Here is a 17,200-nt window from a genome sequence, read left to right as displayed (position 1 = left end):
CACCTCGCCCCCCCCCCCCCCCCCCCCCCCTCCCCGGGGGCCCCCCCCCCCCGGGGGGGGGGGCCCGCCGGGGGGCCCCCCCCCCCCCCCCCCCCCCCCCCCCCGCGGCGGGCTGGGCTGGCTGTCAGACAGTCGGACGGCCGTACAACGACTCGTCGTAGGCGGCGAAGTCCCATGCGCCCGCGCCGCCGGACGGGCGGACTGTGCTCACGATGGAAGCGCCGCCGTCGACCGAGACGACCTCGCCGGTCATGTAGGCCGCGTCGTCGCTCAGCAGGAACGCGACCACGCCGGCCACGTCGTCGCCCGTGCCGGCCCGGCGCAGCGGCGTGCTGCTCGCTCGGCGGGACATGTCGTCCTTGCCGCCGGCCACGTCGGGCGTCGCCGCGAACAGGTCAGTGGGCACGATGCCGGGCGCCACGGCATTGACCCGTACGCCCAGCGGGCCTCCGTACATGGCCGCGCCCTTCAGAATGCCGAGCACCGCGTGCTTGGAGGTCTGGTAGGCCAGCAGGTCGGCGCTCCCCCGCAGGCTGCCGATCGAGCCCGTGAGCACGATGTTGCCCGGCGAGCCCTGGGCCTCGTACTGCCGGAATGCGGCCCGCACTCCGAGGAACACCCCGCGGACGTTGACCGCCATGACCTTGTCGAACTCGGCCACCGTGAGCGCAGGCAGCGTGGCGAACGACCCGGGGATGCCGGCGTTGAGGTGGTGCAGGTCGACCCGCCCGAACCGTTCCACCGCGGCCCCCACGTACGCCGCGACGTCGTTCTCGTCGGAGACGTCGGCCCGCACCCAGTGCCCCTCGGTCGGCAGCGACTCGGCGACCTTGCGCAGACGCTCCTCGTCGAGGTCGACGGCGACGACGCGCGCGCCCTCCTCGGCGAGCCGACGGGCCGTAGCTGCCCCGATTCCGCCCGCGGCACCGGTCACGATCGCTACCTTGCCCGTGAGTCCGCGCATCTTGTTACCTCCGTATCGCCTGTTCACACTGGTCACGGATTGTATGTCAATCGTACAATACTGTCACTCACCGAATTAACTTGCGGTTGATGACCGGGAAATCTCCTCCGGACCTTGACATGCCGCGGGATGGATCACCTACATTCCTCGGTACCGGATATCTGGATGGTCGCCCCGCAATGCGGGACGGTTAGGGGAGGCACGCATGACCAGCACCTCTCGGGGCCCGCGGGCCGCGACCGAAGGGTTGGAGATCGCCAGCGGCGACCTTCAGGTGGTCGCGCGAGTCGTCCAGCTGCTCCGGTTGCTCGCGGCCCACGACACCATCGACCTGGTGTCCGCGGCCGAGGAGCTGGGCGTCGGCAAGTCCACCGCCCATCGCTACCTGGCCTCGATGGAGAACCACGGCCTCCTCCAGCGCCGGGACCGAAACCAGTACGAGTTCGGCGTCCTGCTGGCCGAGCTCGGCACCATGGCCCTGTCCCGGCTCGGGGTCCTCGACCTCGCCGGCCCGGTCATGGAGGACATCAGCGACCGGGTGCGCCTCACGATCGTGCTCAGCGTCTGGAACGGCACCTGCCCGGTGGTGGCCCAGGTACGCGAGGACAGCAGCCGTACGGCGCACGTCTCCATAGCAGTCGGCAGCCAGCTCGGGCCGGATGCCGCACAGACCATGGCCTTCTGGGCCTTCCGTAACGAGTCCTACTACCGGTTCCGCGAGGGCGCGCCGCCGGTCAACGCCACCGAGGCCGAGCTCGAGGAGGTCCGCCGCACCGGGATCGCCTTCCGGGGCAGCCCGCAGAACGGCATCAGCGCCGTGTCGACCGTGGTGCGGGACCCCTCGGGCCAGGTCGTGGCGACCCTGGCCGCCGTGGACATCGCCCAGTTCGTACCCGAAGGAACCGACAGCGAGGTGGCACGCGCCCTGCTGTCGGGCGCCGAGACGATCAGCCGCCGGCTGGTCAGCCCGCTCGACACGACGACGGACTGACCGCCGCCCCCTCCGATTCACCGCGCGCGGGAACCCGCGATGGTTCCCGATCCGAGAAGAGGCGATAAAAGTGAAGACTTATAAATTTCTGACGACAATAGCCGCGGCCGCCCTGCTCGTCTCGGCCTGCGGCGTGGGCGGCGACTCCGGTGGCGGCGGCGCCGACGAGAAGGCGCTGACCTGGGCCAGCACCGGCGGCCAGTTCCAGGAGGACGAGAAGAACGCCCTCCAGGTGCCGTTCACCACCAAGACCGGCACCAAGTTCACCAACATCAGCCCGGCCGAGCAGGCCCAGGTGCGCACGATGGTGAAGTCCGGCAAGACGATCTGGGATCTGGCCAACATGAGCTGGATCTACGCCGGCGCCTACTGCGGCGAGCTGTTCGAGAAGCTCGACAACCCGGCGCTCGACCGCAGCAAGTTCCCACCGGGCACCACGGGCGACTGCTTCGTGCCGACCTACCGGTACGCGAACATCTTCAGCTACAACGCCGACCTCTACCCGGACGACAAACCGACGAAGATCGACGATTTCTTCGACACCAAGAAGTTCCCGGGCAAGCGCGTCGTCTACGACTACCCGAAGGCCGGCCTGTTCGAGGCCGCCCTGGTGGCCGATGGCGTCGCACCGGACAAGGTCTACCCGCTCGACCTCGACCGCGCGTTCAAGAAGATCGACACGATCAAGGACTCGCTGGTCTTCGCGCCCAGCTACGGCGCGATCCAGCAAATGATGGTGGACAAGCAGGCCAGCATGGTCCTCACGGTCACCGCGCGGACGATCGTCTCGGCCCAGAGCGGCGCCAACCTCGTACCGGTGTGGGACTTCAACACCACCGACATCGGCGCGCTGGTCATCCCCAAGGGCGCGCCGCACAAGGAACTCGCGCAAGAGATGCTCGCGTTCGTCACCGAGCCCGAGCAGTCCATCGCTTACGCGAAGCTGACCGGGACGGCGCCCTCGCGGCCCGAGATCGACCTCAACTCGGTCGGCTACACCGATGAGCAGAAGAAGTACAACGCCTTCCTGCCCGACCGCGGCCGCACGCTCGAGCAGGACAAGCAGTGGTGGATCGACAACACCGACGCTCTCGTCAAGCGCTGGACCAGCTGGAAGGTCGGCTGATCATGGCAGTCTCGACCGCCGTCCCGGAGGCGCCCCCGACCGGGCGCCCCGGGGCCGCCCCGGCCGGCCGGGTCCGCAGGTCCTCGGGCTGGCTGTACCTGGCGCCGGCGCTGATCGCCCTGGTGGTCCTGTTCGTGGTGCCGCTGGCGAGCCTGGTGGTGGACAGCTTCACCGAGCCGGAGACCGGGCTGGGCAACTACGCCTCGCTTTTCACCGACGGTTATACGATCCGCGTGCTGGGCCGGACGCTCTTCATCGCGCTCATCGTGTCGGTGGCCGGCGTGTTGATGGCCTATCCGTACGCGTACGCCATGACTCTGGTCGGCCCGACCATGCGGGCGGTGCTGGTCACGATCGTGCTCGTGCCGTTCTGGACGAGCATGCTGGCCCGCAACTTCGCGTGGCTGGTGCTGCTGCAAGACGGCGGCGTGGTCCAGAAGATCCTCACGCCGTTCGGTCTCGGTGACGTACGCCTGCTCGGCACGCCCCTGGCCGTCGGCATCTCGATGACCCAGGTGCTGCTCCCGTTCCTTGTATTACCGTTGTACAGCTCGATGTCGCAGATCGACGGTCGCCTGGTTGCGGCCGGGCAGAGCCTCGGCGCACCCCGCTCGCGGGCCTTCCGACGCATCTATCTGCCGCTCTCGACGCCGGGTGTGGTGGCCGGCATGTCGCTAGTTTTTGTGCTGGCGCTGGGTTTCTACGTCACTCCGGCCCTGCTCGGCTCGACCCGCAGCGCGATGATCGCCCAGGTCATCAACGTCCGGGCCAAGGAGCTGCTCGACTTCGGTGGCGCCGGCGCGATGGGCATCTTCCTGCTGATCGTCACGCTGCTCGTGCTGGGTCTCAGCCGCCGGCTGGCCGGCTCGAACGTGGCCGTCGCCGCGGCCGGCGCCCCACCCGCGCGCACCGGCTCGACCGGTGGGCAGGGTTCCTCCGTACGCCCGTGGTTGCGCATCCACACCGCGGTCGTGGCCACCATTCTGGTCGCGCCGACGCTGGTCATCTTCCCGATGAGCTTCTCGTCGGCCACGACGTTCCAGTTCCCGCCCCAAGAGTGGTCGCTACGCTGGTACGAGAACCTGTTCACCTCGCCCGAATGGACCGCGGCGATCATCAACACGGTTCAGGTCGGCATCTACGTCGCCGTCATCGCCACGATTCTGGGCACGATGGCCGCGTTCGGCCTGGCCCGCCTGCGCCCCCGCTGGCGCGGCGCGGTCAACGGGTTCCTGCTCTCGCCGATGATCGTGCCGCACATCCTGGTCGCGCTCGTCGTGTTCTCCGCGTTCCTGCAGCTCGGCCTGAACGGCACGCTGATCGGCATCATCCTGGCCCACACGGCGATGGCGCTGCCGTTCGTCGTGATCGCGGTGACGGCGCGGTTGCAAGGCATGGACGTACGCCTGCCGGCAGTAGCGGCGAGCCTCGGCGCGAGCCCGGTCTCGGCCTTCCGGCGAGTAACGCTACCGCTGGTGCTACCGGGCATCCTGTCCGGCGCCGTGCTGGCCTTCGTGTCGTCGCTGGACGAGGTCGTCATCGCCCTGTTCCTGCAGGCCCCGGGCGCGATAACGCTACCCGTGCAGATGTTCAACAGCATCACCATCCAGATCGACCCGACCATCTCCGCGGCCTCCAGCCTCATGGTCGTGCTGGTCAGCGTCCCCATCCTGCTCGCCCAACTCGTGGGGGCCCGAAAGCGGAGGAACCGATGACTCATCCGATGAAAGGCGCCCGGGTCCAGCTGGTCGACCTGACCAAGCAGTACGGGTCGGGCCCGCCGGCGGTCGACCACATCGACCTCGACATCCAGCCCGGCGAGTTCCTCACCCTGCTCGGGCCCAGCGGTTCGGGCAAGACGACGACGCTCAACATGATCGTCGGTTTCACCGAGCCGACGTCGGGCCGGATCGAGCTCAACGGCAAAGACATTTCCCGTACGCCGGCTCACAAGCGCAACTTCGGCATGGTGTTCCAGAACTACGCGCTCTTCCCGCACCTGACCGTCACCCAGAACGTGGCGTTCCCGCTGCGTGAACGCAAGGTCCCGGCGGCCGAGACGGCCAAGCTGGTGCGCGAGGCGCTCGAACTGGTCGACCTGGGCGCCATGGGCGAGCGCCGCCCGCACGAGCTCTCCGGCGGCCAGCAGCAGCGGGTGGCGCTGGCCCGCGCGGTCGTCTTCTCCCCCAACCTGCTGCTGCTCGACGAGCCGTTGAGCGCGCTCGACCGCAAGCTGCGCCAGTCGTTGCAGCGCGAGATCAAGCGCCTGCACCAGGAGCTGGGCCTGACGTTCGTCTTCGTCACGCACGACCAGGACGAGGCGATGACATTGTCCGACCGTATCGCCATCTTCGACCAGGGCAAGATCGTGGCCGTCGGCACGCCGGGCGAGTTGTATCACCGTCCGACAACCCGGTTCGTGGCGCGGTTCCTGGGCGAGTCCAACGTCTTCGGCGGGCGGTACCGGGCGGCCGACGTCTACGAGTGGCACGACCGCAAATGGACGGTCCCCGAGCCGGGTGACGGCACCGAGCAGCAGTCGCTGATCGTGCGGCCCGAGCGGATGCGGATCGCCTTCGACGAGACGTCGGTGCCCGCCGGGAGCAACGTCGCTCCGGCCGCGGTCACCGACGTCTCCTTCTACGGCACGTACTACCGGATCGAACTGGCCTACGGCGACGACTCCGTCGGCTGCGCGGTGCTGCCCGTGGGCGCGCCGGCCGCGGTGAACCCCGGCACGCAGGTCGTCGCCCACTGGCGGCCCGAAGACCAAGTCCTGGTGAGTGAGTGAGGAATTCCATGATCGTCGACTACGGCTTCACCACCGAAACTGACAACCGGCAGCCCGACGACCAGGCCGACAGCCTCCTCGTCGGCGCGGTCGACCTGCACCAGCACCCCGGCCCGAGCCCGTTCCCGCGGCGCATGAGCATCCTCGACGCGGCCCGGGACGCCGCGGACGCCGGCTTCCGCGCGATCGTGGCCAAATCGCACCACCACAGCATGGTCACCGACATCCTCGCGCTGCGCGGGGCCGGGCTGGACGAGCTGTCGACGAAGGTCTACGGCGGGGTGGCCCTCAACCGCACAGTCGGAGGCCTCAACCCGTACGCCGTGGAGCTGGCCCTGCGAATGGGCGGGCGCATGGTCTGGTTCCCCACGCTGTCGTCCAACGCCCACGTCAAGCATCACGAACACCACGACACCGGCTTCCCGACGTCCGAAGTGGAGCTGCGCCCCAACGAGATCATCACGATCCTCGACGACAAGGGCGCCGTGCTGCCCGAGGTGCGCGACATCCTGTCGGTCATCGCGGCCGAGGAAGCCGTGCTCACCTGCGGCCACCTCGGCGTCGAGGAGTCGTCGGCGCTGATCGACGCCGCGATCGAGGCCGGCATCAGCCGCATCGTGGTCAACCACCCCATTTTTGTGGTGGGCGCGTCGGTCGACCAGGCCGTCGCGTGGGCCCGCAAGGGCGTGACCATCGAGCACTGCGTGGTGATGTACTTCGGCCGCGAGGAGCGCCGGCGCGACCTCAACGAGCTGCTCACGTTCATCAAAGAGGTCGGCGTCGAACGTACGGTCCTGTCGTCGGACTCGGGCCAGAAGAACAACCCGCTGCCGGTGACGCTGTTCCGCCGGGCCGTGCGGGGGCTGCTCGACGCCGGGGTCGGCGAGGACGACATCCGCCGGATGGTCGGCACGAACGCCGGGCAGCTGCTCATCCCATGACCGAGCTGTATCAGGTGACCGTCGTCAAATACGGCACCCGTCAGACCGTACGCAGCGACGTCTATCTCAACTACCACCTGTACGACGAGCCCGACGGCCCGATCGGCATGGACTACTTCTTCTGGGTCGTCCGCAACGCCGAACGCACGATCGTGGTCGACACCGGCTTCTCGGCCGCCGGCGGCGCGAACCGCAAACGCACCACGCTGATCGAGCCGGCGGCCGCGTTCGACAGTCTGGGTGTCGATCGGGCCGCCGGTCCAGCGGTGGTGGTCACTCACGCGCACTACGACCACATCGGCAACCTCGACCTGTTCCCGCGATCGCCGCTGCACATCGCGGCCGCCGAGTACGACTTCTGGACCGGCCCGTACGCGACCCGGACGCTCTTGCACCACTCGGTCGAGGACGACGAGATCGACCACCTGCGCCGGGCCTCGGCCGAAGGGCGGCTGCGGACCTTCGAGCATTCGGTCGAGCTCGCTCCGGGCGTGCGCGTGCTGCGGATCGGCGGCCACACACCGGGGCAGAGCGTGGTCAGCGTCGACACCACGGACGGGGTCGTGCTGCTCGCCTCGGACGCCGTGCACTACTACGAGGAACTCGACCGGAACATGCCGTTCACCCAGGTCGCCAACCTCATCGACATGTACGACGGGTTCGAGCGATTGCGGGCGATGCGGGCCGACCATCTGGTCGCCGGGCACGACCCGGACACGCTCGCCCGCTTCACGCCGGTCGGTTCCGGCCCGCTGGCCGGGCTCGCGGCCACCATCGGAGAGGAATGCTGATGCGGATCGGCTTCGTGGGCCTGGGCAACATGGGCGGTCGCATGGCGGCCTGTGTCGTGCGCGCCGGCCATGACGTTCTCGGTTATGACGTACGGGAAGAGAATGTGACCACGGCCGGCGCCAAGCCGGCGGCATCCGTCGGGGAGTTGGTCGCCCAGAGCGACATCGTGCTGCTGTCGTTGCCCGACAGCCGCGTCGTCGAGGCGGTGATGGAAGAACTGATTCCGCAGGCGCGGGCGGGTCTGATCGTCGTCGACCTGTCCACGGCGGCACCGAACTCGACCGTCCGGTTGCACGGAGAGCTCGCTTCACATGGGACGGCCTACCTCGACGCAGGAATCTCGGGCGGGGCCGCCGCGGCCGAGAAAGGCAAGCTGACCCTGATGGTGGGCGGCGAGACCGAGGCGCTGGAACGGGCGCGGCCGGTGCTGGACCTGTTCTCGGCCAACATCTTCCACTGCGGGCCGAGCGGGGCCGGGCACACGGTGAAGCTGCTCAACAACTTTCTCAACGCGACCGCTCTTGCGGCCACGGCCGAGGTGATGGTGGCGGCGAAGAAGGCCGGCCTCGACCTGGAGACCGTGCTGGCCGTGCTCAACGCCAGCTCGGGCGTCAACTTCGCCACCCTCAACCGCTTCCCGAAAATCATCCAGGGCGACTACCTCAAGGGCGGCCTGACCAACACCCTGATGCTCAAAGACGTGAACCTGTACGTCGAACTGGTCGCCCGGCTGGGCGTGGCCAGCCCCAACTCGGCCGGCCCGCTGGCGAGCTTCGGCCTGGCCCGAGCCCTCGGCTACGCCGACGAAATCAGCAACACCGTCGTCGACGCCCTCGGCGACCTCTCCGGCGGAGTACGCCTGCACGACGCCCCAGCCGCGGGCGCTCTTGCCCCGGTCGTCGGCTCCGGTGACGCCACCCCTCAGGAGGACGCATGAGGATTGTCCGACAGTCCGACCGTGGACCAGCCGACCAGCGCGCGACGGTGAGCGGGCAGGCGTGGTTCGAGCCCGTGCTACCCGCGACCGACGGCACGACGATCGCCAACGTGACGTTCGCCCCGGGCGCGCGCACCTATTGGCACAGCCACGAGGGCGGCCAGATCCTCCAGATCGTCTCCGGGCGCGGCCTGATCTGCAGCGACGGCAGCGACCCGGAAGAGATCCGAGCCGGCGACGTGGTCTGGGTACCGGCCGGCGAACGGCACTGGCACGGCGCAACCCGCGACTCCCCCATGACCCACCTGGCCATCTCCCTCGGCACAACCCAGTGGGCGGAGGAAGTTGTATGACGATCGACCACAGCACGGCCCCCTTGGCCGAGCGCCGCATGACGATTGCTTTCACCGAGCTCGGCACGGCTCCCTGGGCGGAGGAGATCGCATGACGATCGCGTTCATCGGGCTTGGCAACATGGGTGCGCCTATGTCGGGTCTGCTGGTCAAGGCTGGGCACGAGGTGCGCGGTTTCGACGTGTCGGAGGCGGCCCGGCAGGCTCTGGCCGAGGTCGGCGGGATCGCGGCGGACAGCCTGGACGACGCGATCCGCGGGGCGGACGTGGTCATCCTGATGCTGCCGAACTCCGACGTGGTCGAAAAGGTCGTTGCCGAGTCCACGTTCGCGCCGGGCGCGGTCATCGTTGATATGAGCTCGTCGGAGCCGTTGCGTACGCGCGCGCTCGCTGCTTCGTTGGCGGAGCGCGGCATTGCCCTGGTCGATGCGCCCGTGTCGGGCGGGGTCGCTCGGGCCCGTACGGGGAAACTCACGATCATGACGGGCGGGCCGCAATCGGTTCTCGATGGCGTGGAATCGATTCTCGATTGTCTGGGGACGACTACCCGGGCGGGTGACGTCGGCAGCGGACATGCCGTCAAGGCGCTGAACAACCTGCTGTCGGCTACGCACCTGCTGGTGACCAGCGAGGCGATCCTGGCCGGCGAGCGCTTCGGTCTCGATCCGACAGTCATGCTGTCGATTTTCAACAGCTCCAGTGGCCGTAGCGGTTCCACTGAAAACAAATGGCCCAACTTCATCCAGCCCGAGACGTACGACTCCGGTTTCGGTCTGCGCCTGATGCTCAAGGACATGCGCATCGCCGTCGGACTGGCCGCCGAGATGGGCACCCCCGACCCTCTGGGCGAAGCCGCCACCGGACTCTGGGGTGAAGCCGCCGAAGCCTTGGCCGACAACGCCGACCACACCGAGATCGTCAACTGGCTGCGAAAGGACTGAGCGCGATGGAACTCACCGCACGGCAGCAGGAAATCAAGGACGAGTTCATTCGCGTACGGGGAACCTGGAGCGACACCTGGGAAGGTGTTCTGCGCCTCGACCCCGAATTCCTGCGTGCCTATCTCAACTTCTCCGCGGTGCCGTGGCGCTCCGGCGTGCTCGATCCGAAGGTGAAGGAGTTCATCTACATTGCGATCGATGCGAACGCCACCCACATGTACCTGCCGGGCGTCCGCCAGCACATCAAGGCGGCGCTGGCCCTCGGCGCCACACCCGAGGAAATCATGGAAGTGCTGGAGCTCTCGGCGACCCTGGGCATCCACGCCATGAACATCGGCGTGCCGATCCTCGTCGAAGTGCTCGAAGAGAAGGGGCTGCGGAACGGGCCGGCGCCGCTGGACGACCGGCAGGAACAGCTCAAGGCCGACTTCACGAAGACGCGGGGCTACTGGCACAGCTTCTGGGACGAGATGCTCGAACTCGACCCGGACATGTTCGAGGCCTACACCGAGTTCTCCTCGGTGCCGTGGCGGACGGGGACGCTCGAGCCGAAAGTCAAAGAGTTCGTGTACATCGCGTTCGATACGGCGGCCACGCACCTGTACGTCAAAGGGCTCAAGCTGCACATCGAGAACGCGATCGGCTACGGCGCCACCCCGCGCGAAATCCTCGAAGTCATGGAAATCGCGTCCGTGCTGGGCATCCACGGGGTGACGGCCGCCGCGCCGATCCTGCTCGAAGAAATGGAAGCCGCTCAGCGCGCGACGTAACCGCCGTCGACGCTCAGAATCGTGCCGGTGATGCCGGCCGATTCGGGCGAGGCCAGAAAGACAATGGCGCGGGCCACCTCGTCGGGCGTAGACATCCGTCCGATGGGGTGGTTCGCCAGCGTGACGGCCAGACTGGCCGCGGGGTCGGGGTCGGCCGCGCGAGCCTCATCCATGAAACCTGTGTCTACCGCGCCGGGGGCTACTGCGTTGATCCGGACGCCGCGGGCGGCCCACTCCACTGCCAGCTGGCGGGTGAGTTGCACGATCGCGCCCTTGGTCATCGCGTAGGCCACCTGGTTGGGCACCCCGATCAGGCCGGAGATGGACGCGGTGTTGACGATGCAGCCGTTCGTCTCGGCCAATCGCGGGAGCGCGGCCCGCGCGAAGCGGAAGGCCGGGCGCACATTGGTGGCGATGAGGGCGTCGAAGTCCTCGTCGGACGTCTCCAGCGCGGGGCGGCGCAGGAAACGGGCGGCGTTGTTGACCAGCAGGTCTAGTTGGCCGAACTCGCTGACTGCCCGGTCTACCGCGGCCGTCGGGGTTTCGTCGGCGGTCACGTCGGCGATCAGCGGGACGATCCAGCCGTCCTCGGCCAGGTCGGTGACCTCGGGGGCCCTGTCCAGGGCGATTACGCGGTAGCCCGCCTTTCGGAGCTGGGTGACGACGCTGTGGCCGATTCCTCGTGCTGCACCTGTTACCAGTGCGCTCGGCTCCATGTTCTGCCCCTTCCTGGATTGTATGACGGTCGTACATTACCTCAGGAGAGTGCTGGGTAGAAGCGGTGGCTTTCTTACGGTGGACGGTCGGGGCCGAGGGTGAGGTAGCGGTGGTCAGAGGCTGCCGCCGGACCGGGTGAGGATTTCGCGTACTCGTTCCTTGGCTAGTTCGCAGTATTCGACGGCGCCTCGGCGGGCGGCTTCGGGGTCGCGTGACGCCACTCCGTCGACCAGGTGGCGCTGGGCCTCGATGAACTTCTGGGACGTCTCGGGGGTCACGCCGAAGGAGCGCGTCATGACGTTCTTGATGCCCAGGCGGCCGAACGTCGAGGTGAGCAGTGGGTTGCCGGCCAGCGAGACCAGGTACTCGTGCATGGCGTAGTTGGCGTCCAGGTAGCCGTGGAAGTCGACGAAGCGCTCCCCCACCAGCAGCGCGGCCATGGCGTCGAAGCGGCGGCGCAACTCGTCCACTTCGTCGTCGCGGACCGCGTCCAGGGAGAGTGACAACACGCCCAGCTCCACGGCCAGGCGGGCGTCGAACGTCTCGTCCGAGGTCCGGACGTCCAAGGGCGCCACGACGTAACCGCGGCCGGCGTCGCGGCGAACCAGACCGTCCGACGAGAGCCGGGTCAGGGCGTAGAACGCGGCCGCCTGATCGACACCCAGCCGGTCAGCCAGGTCCTCGAGCGGCAGCGCCTGATCAGCCGCATAGGCCCGGCTCAGCACCAGCTCGCGGGCCCGGCCGTAGACCTCGTCGTCCTTGGCGAACGCGAACCGCCCGAAACCGCCCCGGAAATAGGTCAGCGGTTGCCCGTTGCCGGCCGTCGCGTTCACCACCCGGCCCAGGAAGATCGTGTGGGTGCCACCGGTGACCTGCTCCACCACCTCGCATTCGAGGTGAGCCAGGGCGTCACTCAACAGCGGCAGGCCCAGCGTTCCGGTGTGCACGGCGACGCCGCGGAACTTGTCGTCGCTCGCGGTGGCGAACTGGCGGGCCAGCTCGCCCTGGCCGTCGCCGAGCACGTTGACCGCGTACCGGCCCGAGCTCGCCACCGCCGTCGCCGTGGGCACGGCGTTGTTGATGCAGGCCAGCATCATCGGCGGGTCGGCCGACAGGGACGTCACCGAGCTTGCCGTCATGCCGTGCCGGTGGTCTCCCGCGTCGGTCGTGATGACGGTGACCCCGCTGGCGAGGTGGCCGGCAACGTGCCGGAAGTGCGCTGCGTCCATGCCGCCATCGAATAGTGACGACGGCCCATAAGCACTGACGGCAGCCGTCACATCCCGCGCGCACGATGACGTCGTCGGACAGTCCGACGAACCGACAAGCAGGCTTCACTACAGGGGTGATCAGAGCAGCCGTGGCCGGCCTCGGATGGTGGGGCCAGAAGATCGTCGCCGACCTCGCCGACAGTGAGCACATCCGGGTCGTGCTGGGCGTGGATCCGTCCGAGGAGGCGCGCGGCCGGGCCACCGGCCTCCGGACCGCCGCCACCTTCGACGAGGCTCTCGCTGACCACACCGTCGACGCGGTCATCCTGTGCACCCCGCACGGCCGGCACGCCGAGCAGATCGTCGCCTCGGCCGAGGCCGGTAAGCACGTCTTCTGCGAGAAGCCGCTGACCACCACCGGCGCCGAGGCGCGGGCCGCCGTCGCCGCCGTCGAGAAGGCCGGCGTGCAGCTCGGCATCGGCCACGAGCGCCGCTTCGAGCCGGCCGTGCAACGGCTACGTGCGATGTGTAGTGACGGCGAACTCGGCACGCCGCTGGTCTTCGAGGGCAACTTCAGCCAGGACAAGTTCCTTGCCCTACCGTCGGACAATTGGCGGCTGTCGGCCACGGCCGCCCCGGTCGGCCCGTTGTCGGCCACCGGCATCCACCTGGTCGACCTGGCCATCGCCGTGTTCGGCCGGCCGGTCGAGGTGTGGGCCCGGCTCGGCACGCTGGCCACCGGGTTCGCCAACGGCGACACGCTCACCGTCACGCTGGGCTTCGAGAGTGGGCGAACAGCCCTGCTCACCGCCGTGCTGACCACGCCGTTCGCAGGCCGGGTGGCTGTCTTCGGGTCGCGGGGCTGGATGGAGATCCGCGACCGCAACCATCCCGAGAACCCGCGCGGGTGGGACGTCACGACCGTGGTCCGCGACGGCGAGCCGTCGACCGAGTTCAACCCGCCGCACCCGTCGGTGCGGGCCAACCTCGAGGCGTTCGCGCAGGCCGCGGCCGGACAGGCTGACTACCCGGTGTCGTACGCCGAAATGCTGGCCAATGCGGACGCGTTCGAGGCCGTCACCCGATCGGCCCGATCGGGCCGGATCGAGCGGCTGCCTTGACCATGCCGTAGGGGCACAGGTTCTCCTCGATGGATGAAACCTGTCCGTACGGCCGCCGCGCTGCTCACCGCGGCCGCTTTGACAGTGTCCGTAGCCGGGGCGGCCACCGCCTCGGCCGACAACGAGCGCGTGCCGGAGGGCGCGACCTGGACCCAGCACTACTTCCCGTCGTCCGGCGGCGCCGAGCTGCACGCCGACGTCCTGCTGCCCAAGGGGCTGGCCAAGGGGCAGAAGGTGCCGGTCATCCTGTCCGTCGGCCCGTACTTCGGTCACTCCGGCCAGAAATCGAAGGAGGACTGGAAGACGGCCGGTCCGTCCGACCGGTTCTCCGACTTCATCGAGGGCACCAAGCTCTTCGAGCGCGGCTACGCCTTTGTGATGGTGGATTCGCGCGGGTTCGGCGGCTCGACCGGCTGCCTCGACTTCGCCGGCCCCGACGAGCACGACGATGTGAAGGCCGCGATCGACTGGTCGGCGCGCCAGTCGTGGTCGACCGGCTCGGTCGGCATGTACGGCAAGTCGTACGACGCCATCACCGGCCTGATCGGCAACAACCTCGACCAGGACGCGCTCAAGGCGGTCGTGGCCCAGGAGCCCATCTGGAACCCGTACCGCAACCCGCACTCCAACGGGGTGCCCCGGCCGAACATGCTGTCGGTGCCGACCATCTACAACTCGATCGCCTCGCTGCCGCAGATGCCCGACGACACCGCCAAGTACAAGGCCAACGCGGCCTACGAGGCTACCCACCCGCAGTGCCTCGACGACAACCTGGCCGGCTATCTGATCGGCGAGGAGCAGGCCCCGTACTGGCAGGAGCGCGATCTGCCCCGGGAAGCTCGGGGCAGTGACACCCCGCTGTTCGTCACGCAGGGCTTCATCGAGGACAACACCAAGCCCGAGGATATGGACGAATATCTGGCCAATCACCGGGGGCCGAAGCGCGCTTGGCTCGGGCAGTGGAATCACGTGCGGGGCAACGACCGTACGGAAGAGGGTCAGCTCGAGATGGGCCGTGAGGGCTGGTTCGCCGAGACGATGGCGTTCTACGACCAGTACCTCAAGGGCATCGCGCCGAAGGTGAAGTACCCGGCCTTCGCCGTGCAGGACAGCACGGGCAAGTGGCGCGCTCAGAACACCTGGCCGGTGGTCGAGAAGACGGCCACCATCGGGCTGGGCGGTGGTTCGTACTTTGATGATGGTGGTGCCGACGCCCGGGCCGCGCTGGTCGAGTCGGGTGCGCCGCTGCCTCCGCCGCCGACCGGGACGCCGGACCCCGAGGAGGGCGCCGGCGGGCTCGAGCCGGTCATTCCCAAGAGCCTGGCCGCCGTTCAGCTCAAGCGGATCCAGGCCGGGAGGACGACCTCGGCCATCTTCAAGTTCTCGGCGCCGGTCACCGAGGCGACCCGGCTCACCGGCACGCCCGAGGCCTCGGTCGTGGCCCGCGGCCAGGGCAATGTCATGGTCAAGCTGTACGACGTCGGGCCCGACGGGAAGGCCGTCATCATCAACGAGAACGTCTCGCTGCTGAACCGGGGCCGCACGAGCTTCGACCTCAAGTCGACCGACTGGACGTTGGCCGCCGGGCATGTGCTGGGCGTCGAGATCGGCGCCGTGCAGACCGGATCGTGGCTCGACCGGCCGTCGCGCGAGACGATCCGGGTGCGCGACGCCCGGCTGAAGCTGGCGCTGGACGATCCGGCCGACGACGTGGCCACGCCGGGCAACGCGGCCGTCTTCCAGAAGAAGTATCTGGAACGGCACCAGGTCGACCTGACCGCGCTGCCGCCGTCGTTCAAGGTGCCAGCAGCAGCGCCTCGATCCGCTTCATGACGTCGAGCTGCGCCGGATTGTAGAGCTCGACCAGGGCCCGGCCGACCGTCGCCTGCGCGAAGCGCACGCCTCGCGGGGCGTCGGTCGGCGGCCTGGTGAGGGCCGGGAACCGGGTGCGCAGGTCGACGACGAACGGAAACATGCGTACGGCCAGATCCTGCCGGACCTCCTCGGCGGCGTCAGCCGGGAGGTCGTCGAACTCCTGACCCGAGGGCTCGATCTTGAGGTCGCGCAGCATCTCGACGTACGTCTCCAGGCTGCGCGGCCCGAGAACGCCGGCCAGCACCACGATGAAGGAGCGGTCGGCCGCCGACAGGCCGGGGTCGACGGCGGCGAACCCGGCCGGCAGGTCCGGCGGCACGGCCCGGCGGCGAATCACGGCCAGCTCGTCCCGGGCCTGCCGCAGCCGTTCGATGGTGGCGGCGAGCTCCGCGTCCAGCTCGTCGATGGCCTCGGCCGGGTGATCCTCGGTGTCCCCGATCGCGGCCACCTGGGCCAGCGTGAAGCCGAGCTCGGTGAGCCGCCTGATGCGCATCAGCCGGACCAGATGCGCGACGCCGTACTGCTTGTAGCCGTTGGTGCGGCGCTCGGGCTCGTCGAGCAACCCGATTTCGTGGTAATGCCGCACCGTACGCAGGCTGGTGCCGGCCAGGTCGGCCACCTCCCGGGTGCTCCAGGTCATGCGGCGACGTCCACCAGCACCTTGCCGACCGTGCCGTCCTCGACCGCGCGGTGGGCGTCGGCGGTGCCGGCCAGCGGGAACCGGGTCAGGGGCAGGCCGTGCTCCTCGCCGACCGGCAGCGCGCCGTCGGCGACCGCGGCCGCGACATCCTCGGCGGCGGCGGTCAGCGCCTCCTGTCCCACCGTGTAGAGCACGAGAAACTGGAAACGCGTGTTGAGCATCATGTTCTGCCGCACGTCGATCTCGACCGGCTTACCACCGTCGTTGGCGTACGTGGCGATCGTGCCCCGCGTGCGCAGGACGGCCAGGTCCAGCGCCAGGTTCGCGCCCAGCGCCACCTCGGCGATGATGTCGACGCCGTCGGGGGCGACGGCGCGGATCGCGGCCACCGGGTCGCCCTCGCGGTAGTTGACGACGTGGTGGGCGCCGGCCGCGATGGCCAGCCGGGCCTTCTCGGGGCCACTGATCGTGCTGATGACGGTGGCGCCGGCCCACCGCGCGAGCTGGATGGCGGCGTGACCGACGGCTCCGGCGCCACCCGCGGCCAGTACCACCTTGCCGTCGAGGGCGCCGGGGCGCAGGCGGCTCGGGCCGTCCTCGGCCACGGTGAGCGCGCGGTGGGCGGTCAGCGCGGGCACGCCGAGGGAGGCGCCGAGCTCGAAGCTCGCATTGTCCGACAGTCGTACTGCATGCTCGTCGTTCACCACCGTGAATTCGGCGGCGGTGCCGGTGGGGCGCCCGGCCGTGGCCATGAACAGCCAGACCCGCTCGCCGACCCGGCCCGCGTCGACGCCCGGGCCGACCGCGTCGATCACGCCGGCGCCGTCGAGATGGGGCGTGACCTCGGGGAACTGCTTGGGGTTGGTGGCGCCGGCCCGGGTCTTCCAGTCGGTCGGGTTGACCCCGGAGACGGTGATCCGGACGCGGACCTCGCCCGGGCCGGGCTCGGGCACGGGCCGGTCGAGCAGTTCGAGAACCTCGGGGCCGCCGTTGTCGCGGTAGACGATCGCCTTCATACGGCCGATTCTTCC

General features: G+C 69.0%; 17 protein-coding genes. 12 read left to right on the top strand and 5 right to left on the bottom strand.

Going from position 1 to position 17,200, the window contains the following annotated elements; all coding sequences use genetic code 11:
* Nucleotides 1–124 precede the first annotated feature (124 nt).
* Entirely contained in the window at nucleotides 125–964 is an 840-nt protein-coding gene (locus tag M1L60_RS39645) for an SDR family NAD(P)-dependent oxidoreductase (protein WP_253242737.1), read from the bottom strand.
* 205 nt (nucleotides 965–1,169) lie between these two features.
* On the opposite strand from M1L60_RS39645, the gene M1L60_RS39640 reads away from it, so the two are divergent.
* The 10 genes from M1L60_RS39640 (at nucleotide 1,170) to M1L60_RS39595 (ending at nucleotide 10,605) form a co-directional block, all read left to right on the top strand.
* A complete protein-coding gene (locus M1L60_RS39640) occupies nucleotides 1,170–1,955 on the top strand; it encodes an IclR family transcriptional regulator (protein WP_253242736.1) in 786 nt (261 codons plus the stop codon).
* A gap of 70 nt (nucleotides 1,956–2,025) precedes the next feature.
* On the top strand, nucleotides 2,026–3,081 hold the full coding sequence (locus M1L60_RS39635; RefSeq protein WP_253242735.1) for an extracellular solute-binding protein: 1,056 nt from the start codon (nucleotides 2,026–2,028) through the stop codon (nucleotides 3,079–3,081).
* Between the two features lie 2 nt (nucleotides 3,082–3,083).
* Nucleotides 3,084–4,796, top strand: a complete 1,713-nt coding sequence (locus M1L60_RS39630; RefSeq protein WP_253242734.1) for an ABC transporter permease subunit — start codon at nucleotides 3,084–3,086, stop codon at nucleotides 4,794–4,796.
* Entirely contained in the window at nucleotides 4,793–5,872 is a 1,080-nt protein-coding gene (locus M1L60_RS39625; RefSeq protein ID WP_253242733.1) for an ABC transporter ATP-binding protein, read from the top strand. Before M1L60_RS39630 ends, M1L60_RS39625 begins: the two co-directional genes overlap by 4 nt.
* 8 nt (nucleotides 5,873–5,880) lie before the next feature.
* Nucleotides 5,881–6,813 carry a DUF6282 family protein gene (locus tag M1L60_RS39620; protein WP_253242732.1) on the top strand — a complete coding sequence of 311 codons (933 nt, stop codon included), beginning with the start codon at nucleotides 5,881–5,883 and terminating at the stop codon, nucleotides 6,811–6,813.
* Nucleotides 6,810–7,604, top strand: a complete 795-nt coding sequence (locus tag M1L60_RS39615; protein WP_253242731.1) for an N-acyl homoserine lactonase family protein — start codon at nucleotides 6,810–6,812, stop codon at nucleotides 7,602–7,604. The genes M1L60_RS39620 and M1L60_RS39615 overlap by 4 nt, the downstream gene beginning before the upstream one ends.
* Complete coding sequence (locus M1L60_RS39610) at nucleotides 7,598–8,542, top strand: NAD(P)-dependent oxidoreductase (RefSeq protein ID WP_253242730.1); 945 nt, start codon at nucleotides 7,598–7,600, stop codon at nucleotides 8,540–8,542. The genes M1L60_RS39615 and M1L60_RS39610 overlap by 7 nt, the downstream gene beginning before the upstream one ends.
* Nucleotides 8,539–8,895: a cupin domain-containing protein gene (locus tag M1L60_RS39605; RefSeq protein WP_253242729.1), complete on the top strand. Its 357-nt coding sequence runs from the start codon at nucleotides 8,539–8,541 to the stop codon at nucleotides 8,893–8,895. The genes M1L60_RS39610 and M1L60_RS39605 overlap by 4 nt, the downstream gene beginning before the upstream one ends.
* Before the next feature lie 91 nt (nucleotides 8,896–8,986).
* Complete coding sequence (locus M1L60_RS39600; protein ID WP_253242728.1) at nucleotides 8,987–9,835, top strand: NAD(P)-dependent oxidoreductase; 849 nt, start codon at nucleotides 8,987–8,989, stop codon at nucleotides 9,833–9,835.
* Between the two features lie 5 nt (nucleotides 9,836–9,840).
* Nucleotides 9,841–10,605, top strand: coding sequence for a carboxymuconolactone decarboxylase family protein (locus tag M1L60_RS39595; RefSeq protein ID WP_253242727.1), 765 nt, complete (start codon nucleotides 9,841–9,843; stop codon nucleotides 10,603–10,605).
* Here the strand turns inward: M1L60_RS39595 and M1L60_RS39590 are convergent.
* Together M1L60_RS39590 and M1L60_RS39585 are read right to left on the bottom strand one after the other, a co-directional pair.
* The gene (locus M1L60_RS39590; protein ID WP_253242726.1) at nucleotides 10,590–11,321 is read right to left on the bottom strand and encodes an SDR family NAD(P)-dependent oxidoreductase; all 732 of its coding nucleotides are present in this window, start codon (nucleotides 11,319–11,321) and stop codon (nucleotides 10,590–10,592) included. The two genes, M1L60_RS39595 and M1L60_RS39590, sit on opposite strands and share 16 nt — an antisense overlap.
* 114 nt (nucleotides 11,322–11,435) lie before the next feature.
* Nucleotides 11,436–12,551, bottom strand: coding sequence for a flavin reductase (locus tag M1L60_RS39585; protein ID WP_253242725.1), 1,116 nt, complete (start codon nucleotides 12,549–12,551; stop codon nucleotides 11,436–11,438).
* A gap of 116 nt (nucleotides 12,552–12,667) precedes the next feature.
* Here M1L60_RS39585 and M1L60_RS39580 point away from each other — a divergent pair, with 116 nt between their 5' ends.
* Both M1L60_RS39580 and M1L60_RS39575 read left to right on the top strand, forming a co-directional pair.
* Nucleotides 12,668–13,654 carry a Gfo/Idh/MocA family protein gene (locus M1L60_RS39580; protein ID WP_253242724.1) on the top strand — a complete coding sequence of 329 codons (987 nt, stop codon included), beginning with the start codon at nucleotides 12,668–12,670 and terminating at the stop codon, nucleotides 13,652–13,654.
* A 33-nt stretch (nucleotides 13,655–13,687) separates the two neighbouring features.
* Nucleotides 13,688–15,487 (top strand): CocE/NonD family hydrolase, encoded by a 1,800-nt coding sequence (locus tag M1L60_RS39575; protein ID WP_253242723.1) that lies wholly within the window; start codon nucleotides 13,688–13,690, stop codon nucleotides 15,485–15,487.
* Here the strand turns inward: M1L60_RS39575 and M1L60_RS39570 are convergent.
* The gene (locus tag M1L60_RS39570) at nucleotides 15,450–16,169 is read right to left on the bottom strand and encodes a MerR family transcriptional regulator (protein ID WP_253242722.1); all 720 of its coding nucleotides are present in this window, start codon (nucleotides 16,167–16,169) and stop codon (nucleotides 15,450–15,452) included. The genes M1L60_RS39575 and M1L60_RS39570 overlap by 38 nt on opposite strands.
* Complete coding sequence (locus M1L60_RS39565; protein ID WP_253242721.1) at nucleotides 16,166–17,185, bottom strand: NADPH:quinone reductase; 1,020 nt, start codon at nucleotides 17,183–17,185, stop codon at nucleotides 16,166–16,168. Before M1L60_RS39565 ends, M1L60_RS39570 begins: the two co-directional genes overlap by 4 nt.
* Between the last annotated feature and the right edge of the window lie 15 nt (nucleotides 17,186–17,200).

It is taken from the genome of Paractinoplanes aksuensis (assembly GCF_024137025.1).
GTDB classification, from domain to species: domain Bacteria; phylum Actinomycetota; class Actinomycetes; order Mycobacteriales; family Micromonosporaceae; genus Actinoplanes; species Actinoplanes aksuensis.
This window is presented reverse-complemented; position numbering and strand designations above follow the sequence as displayed.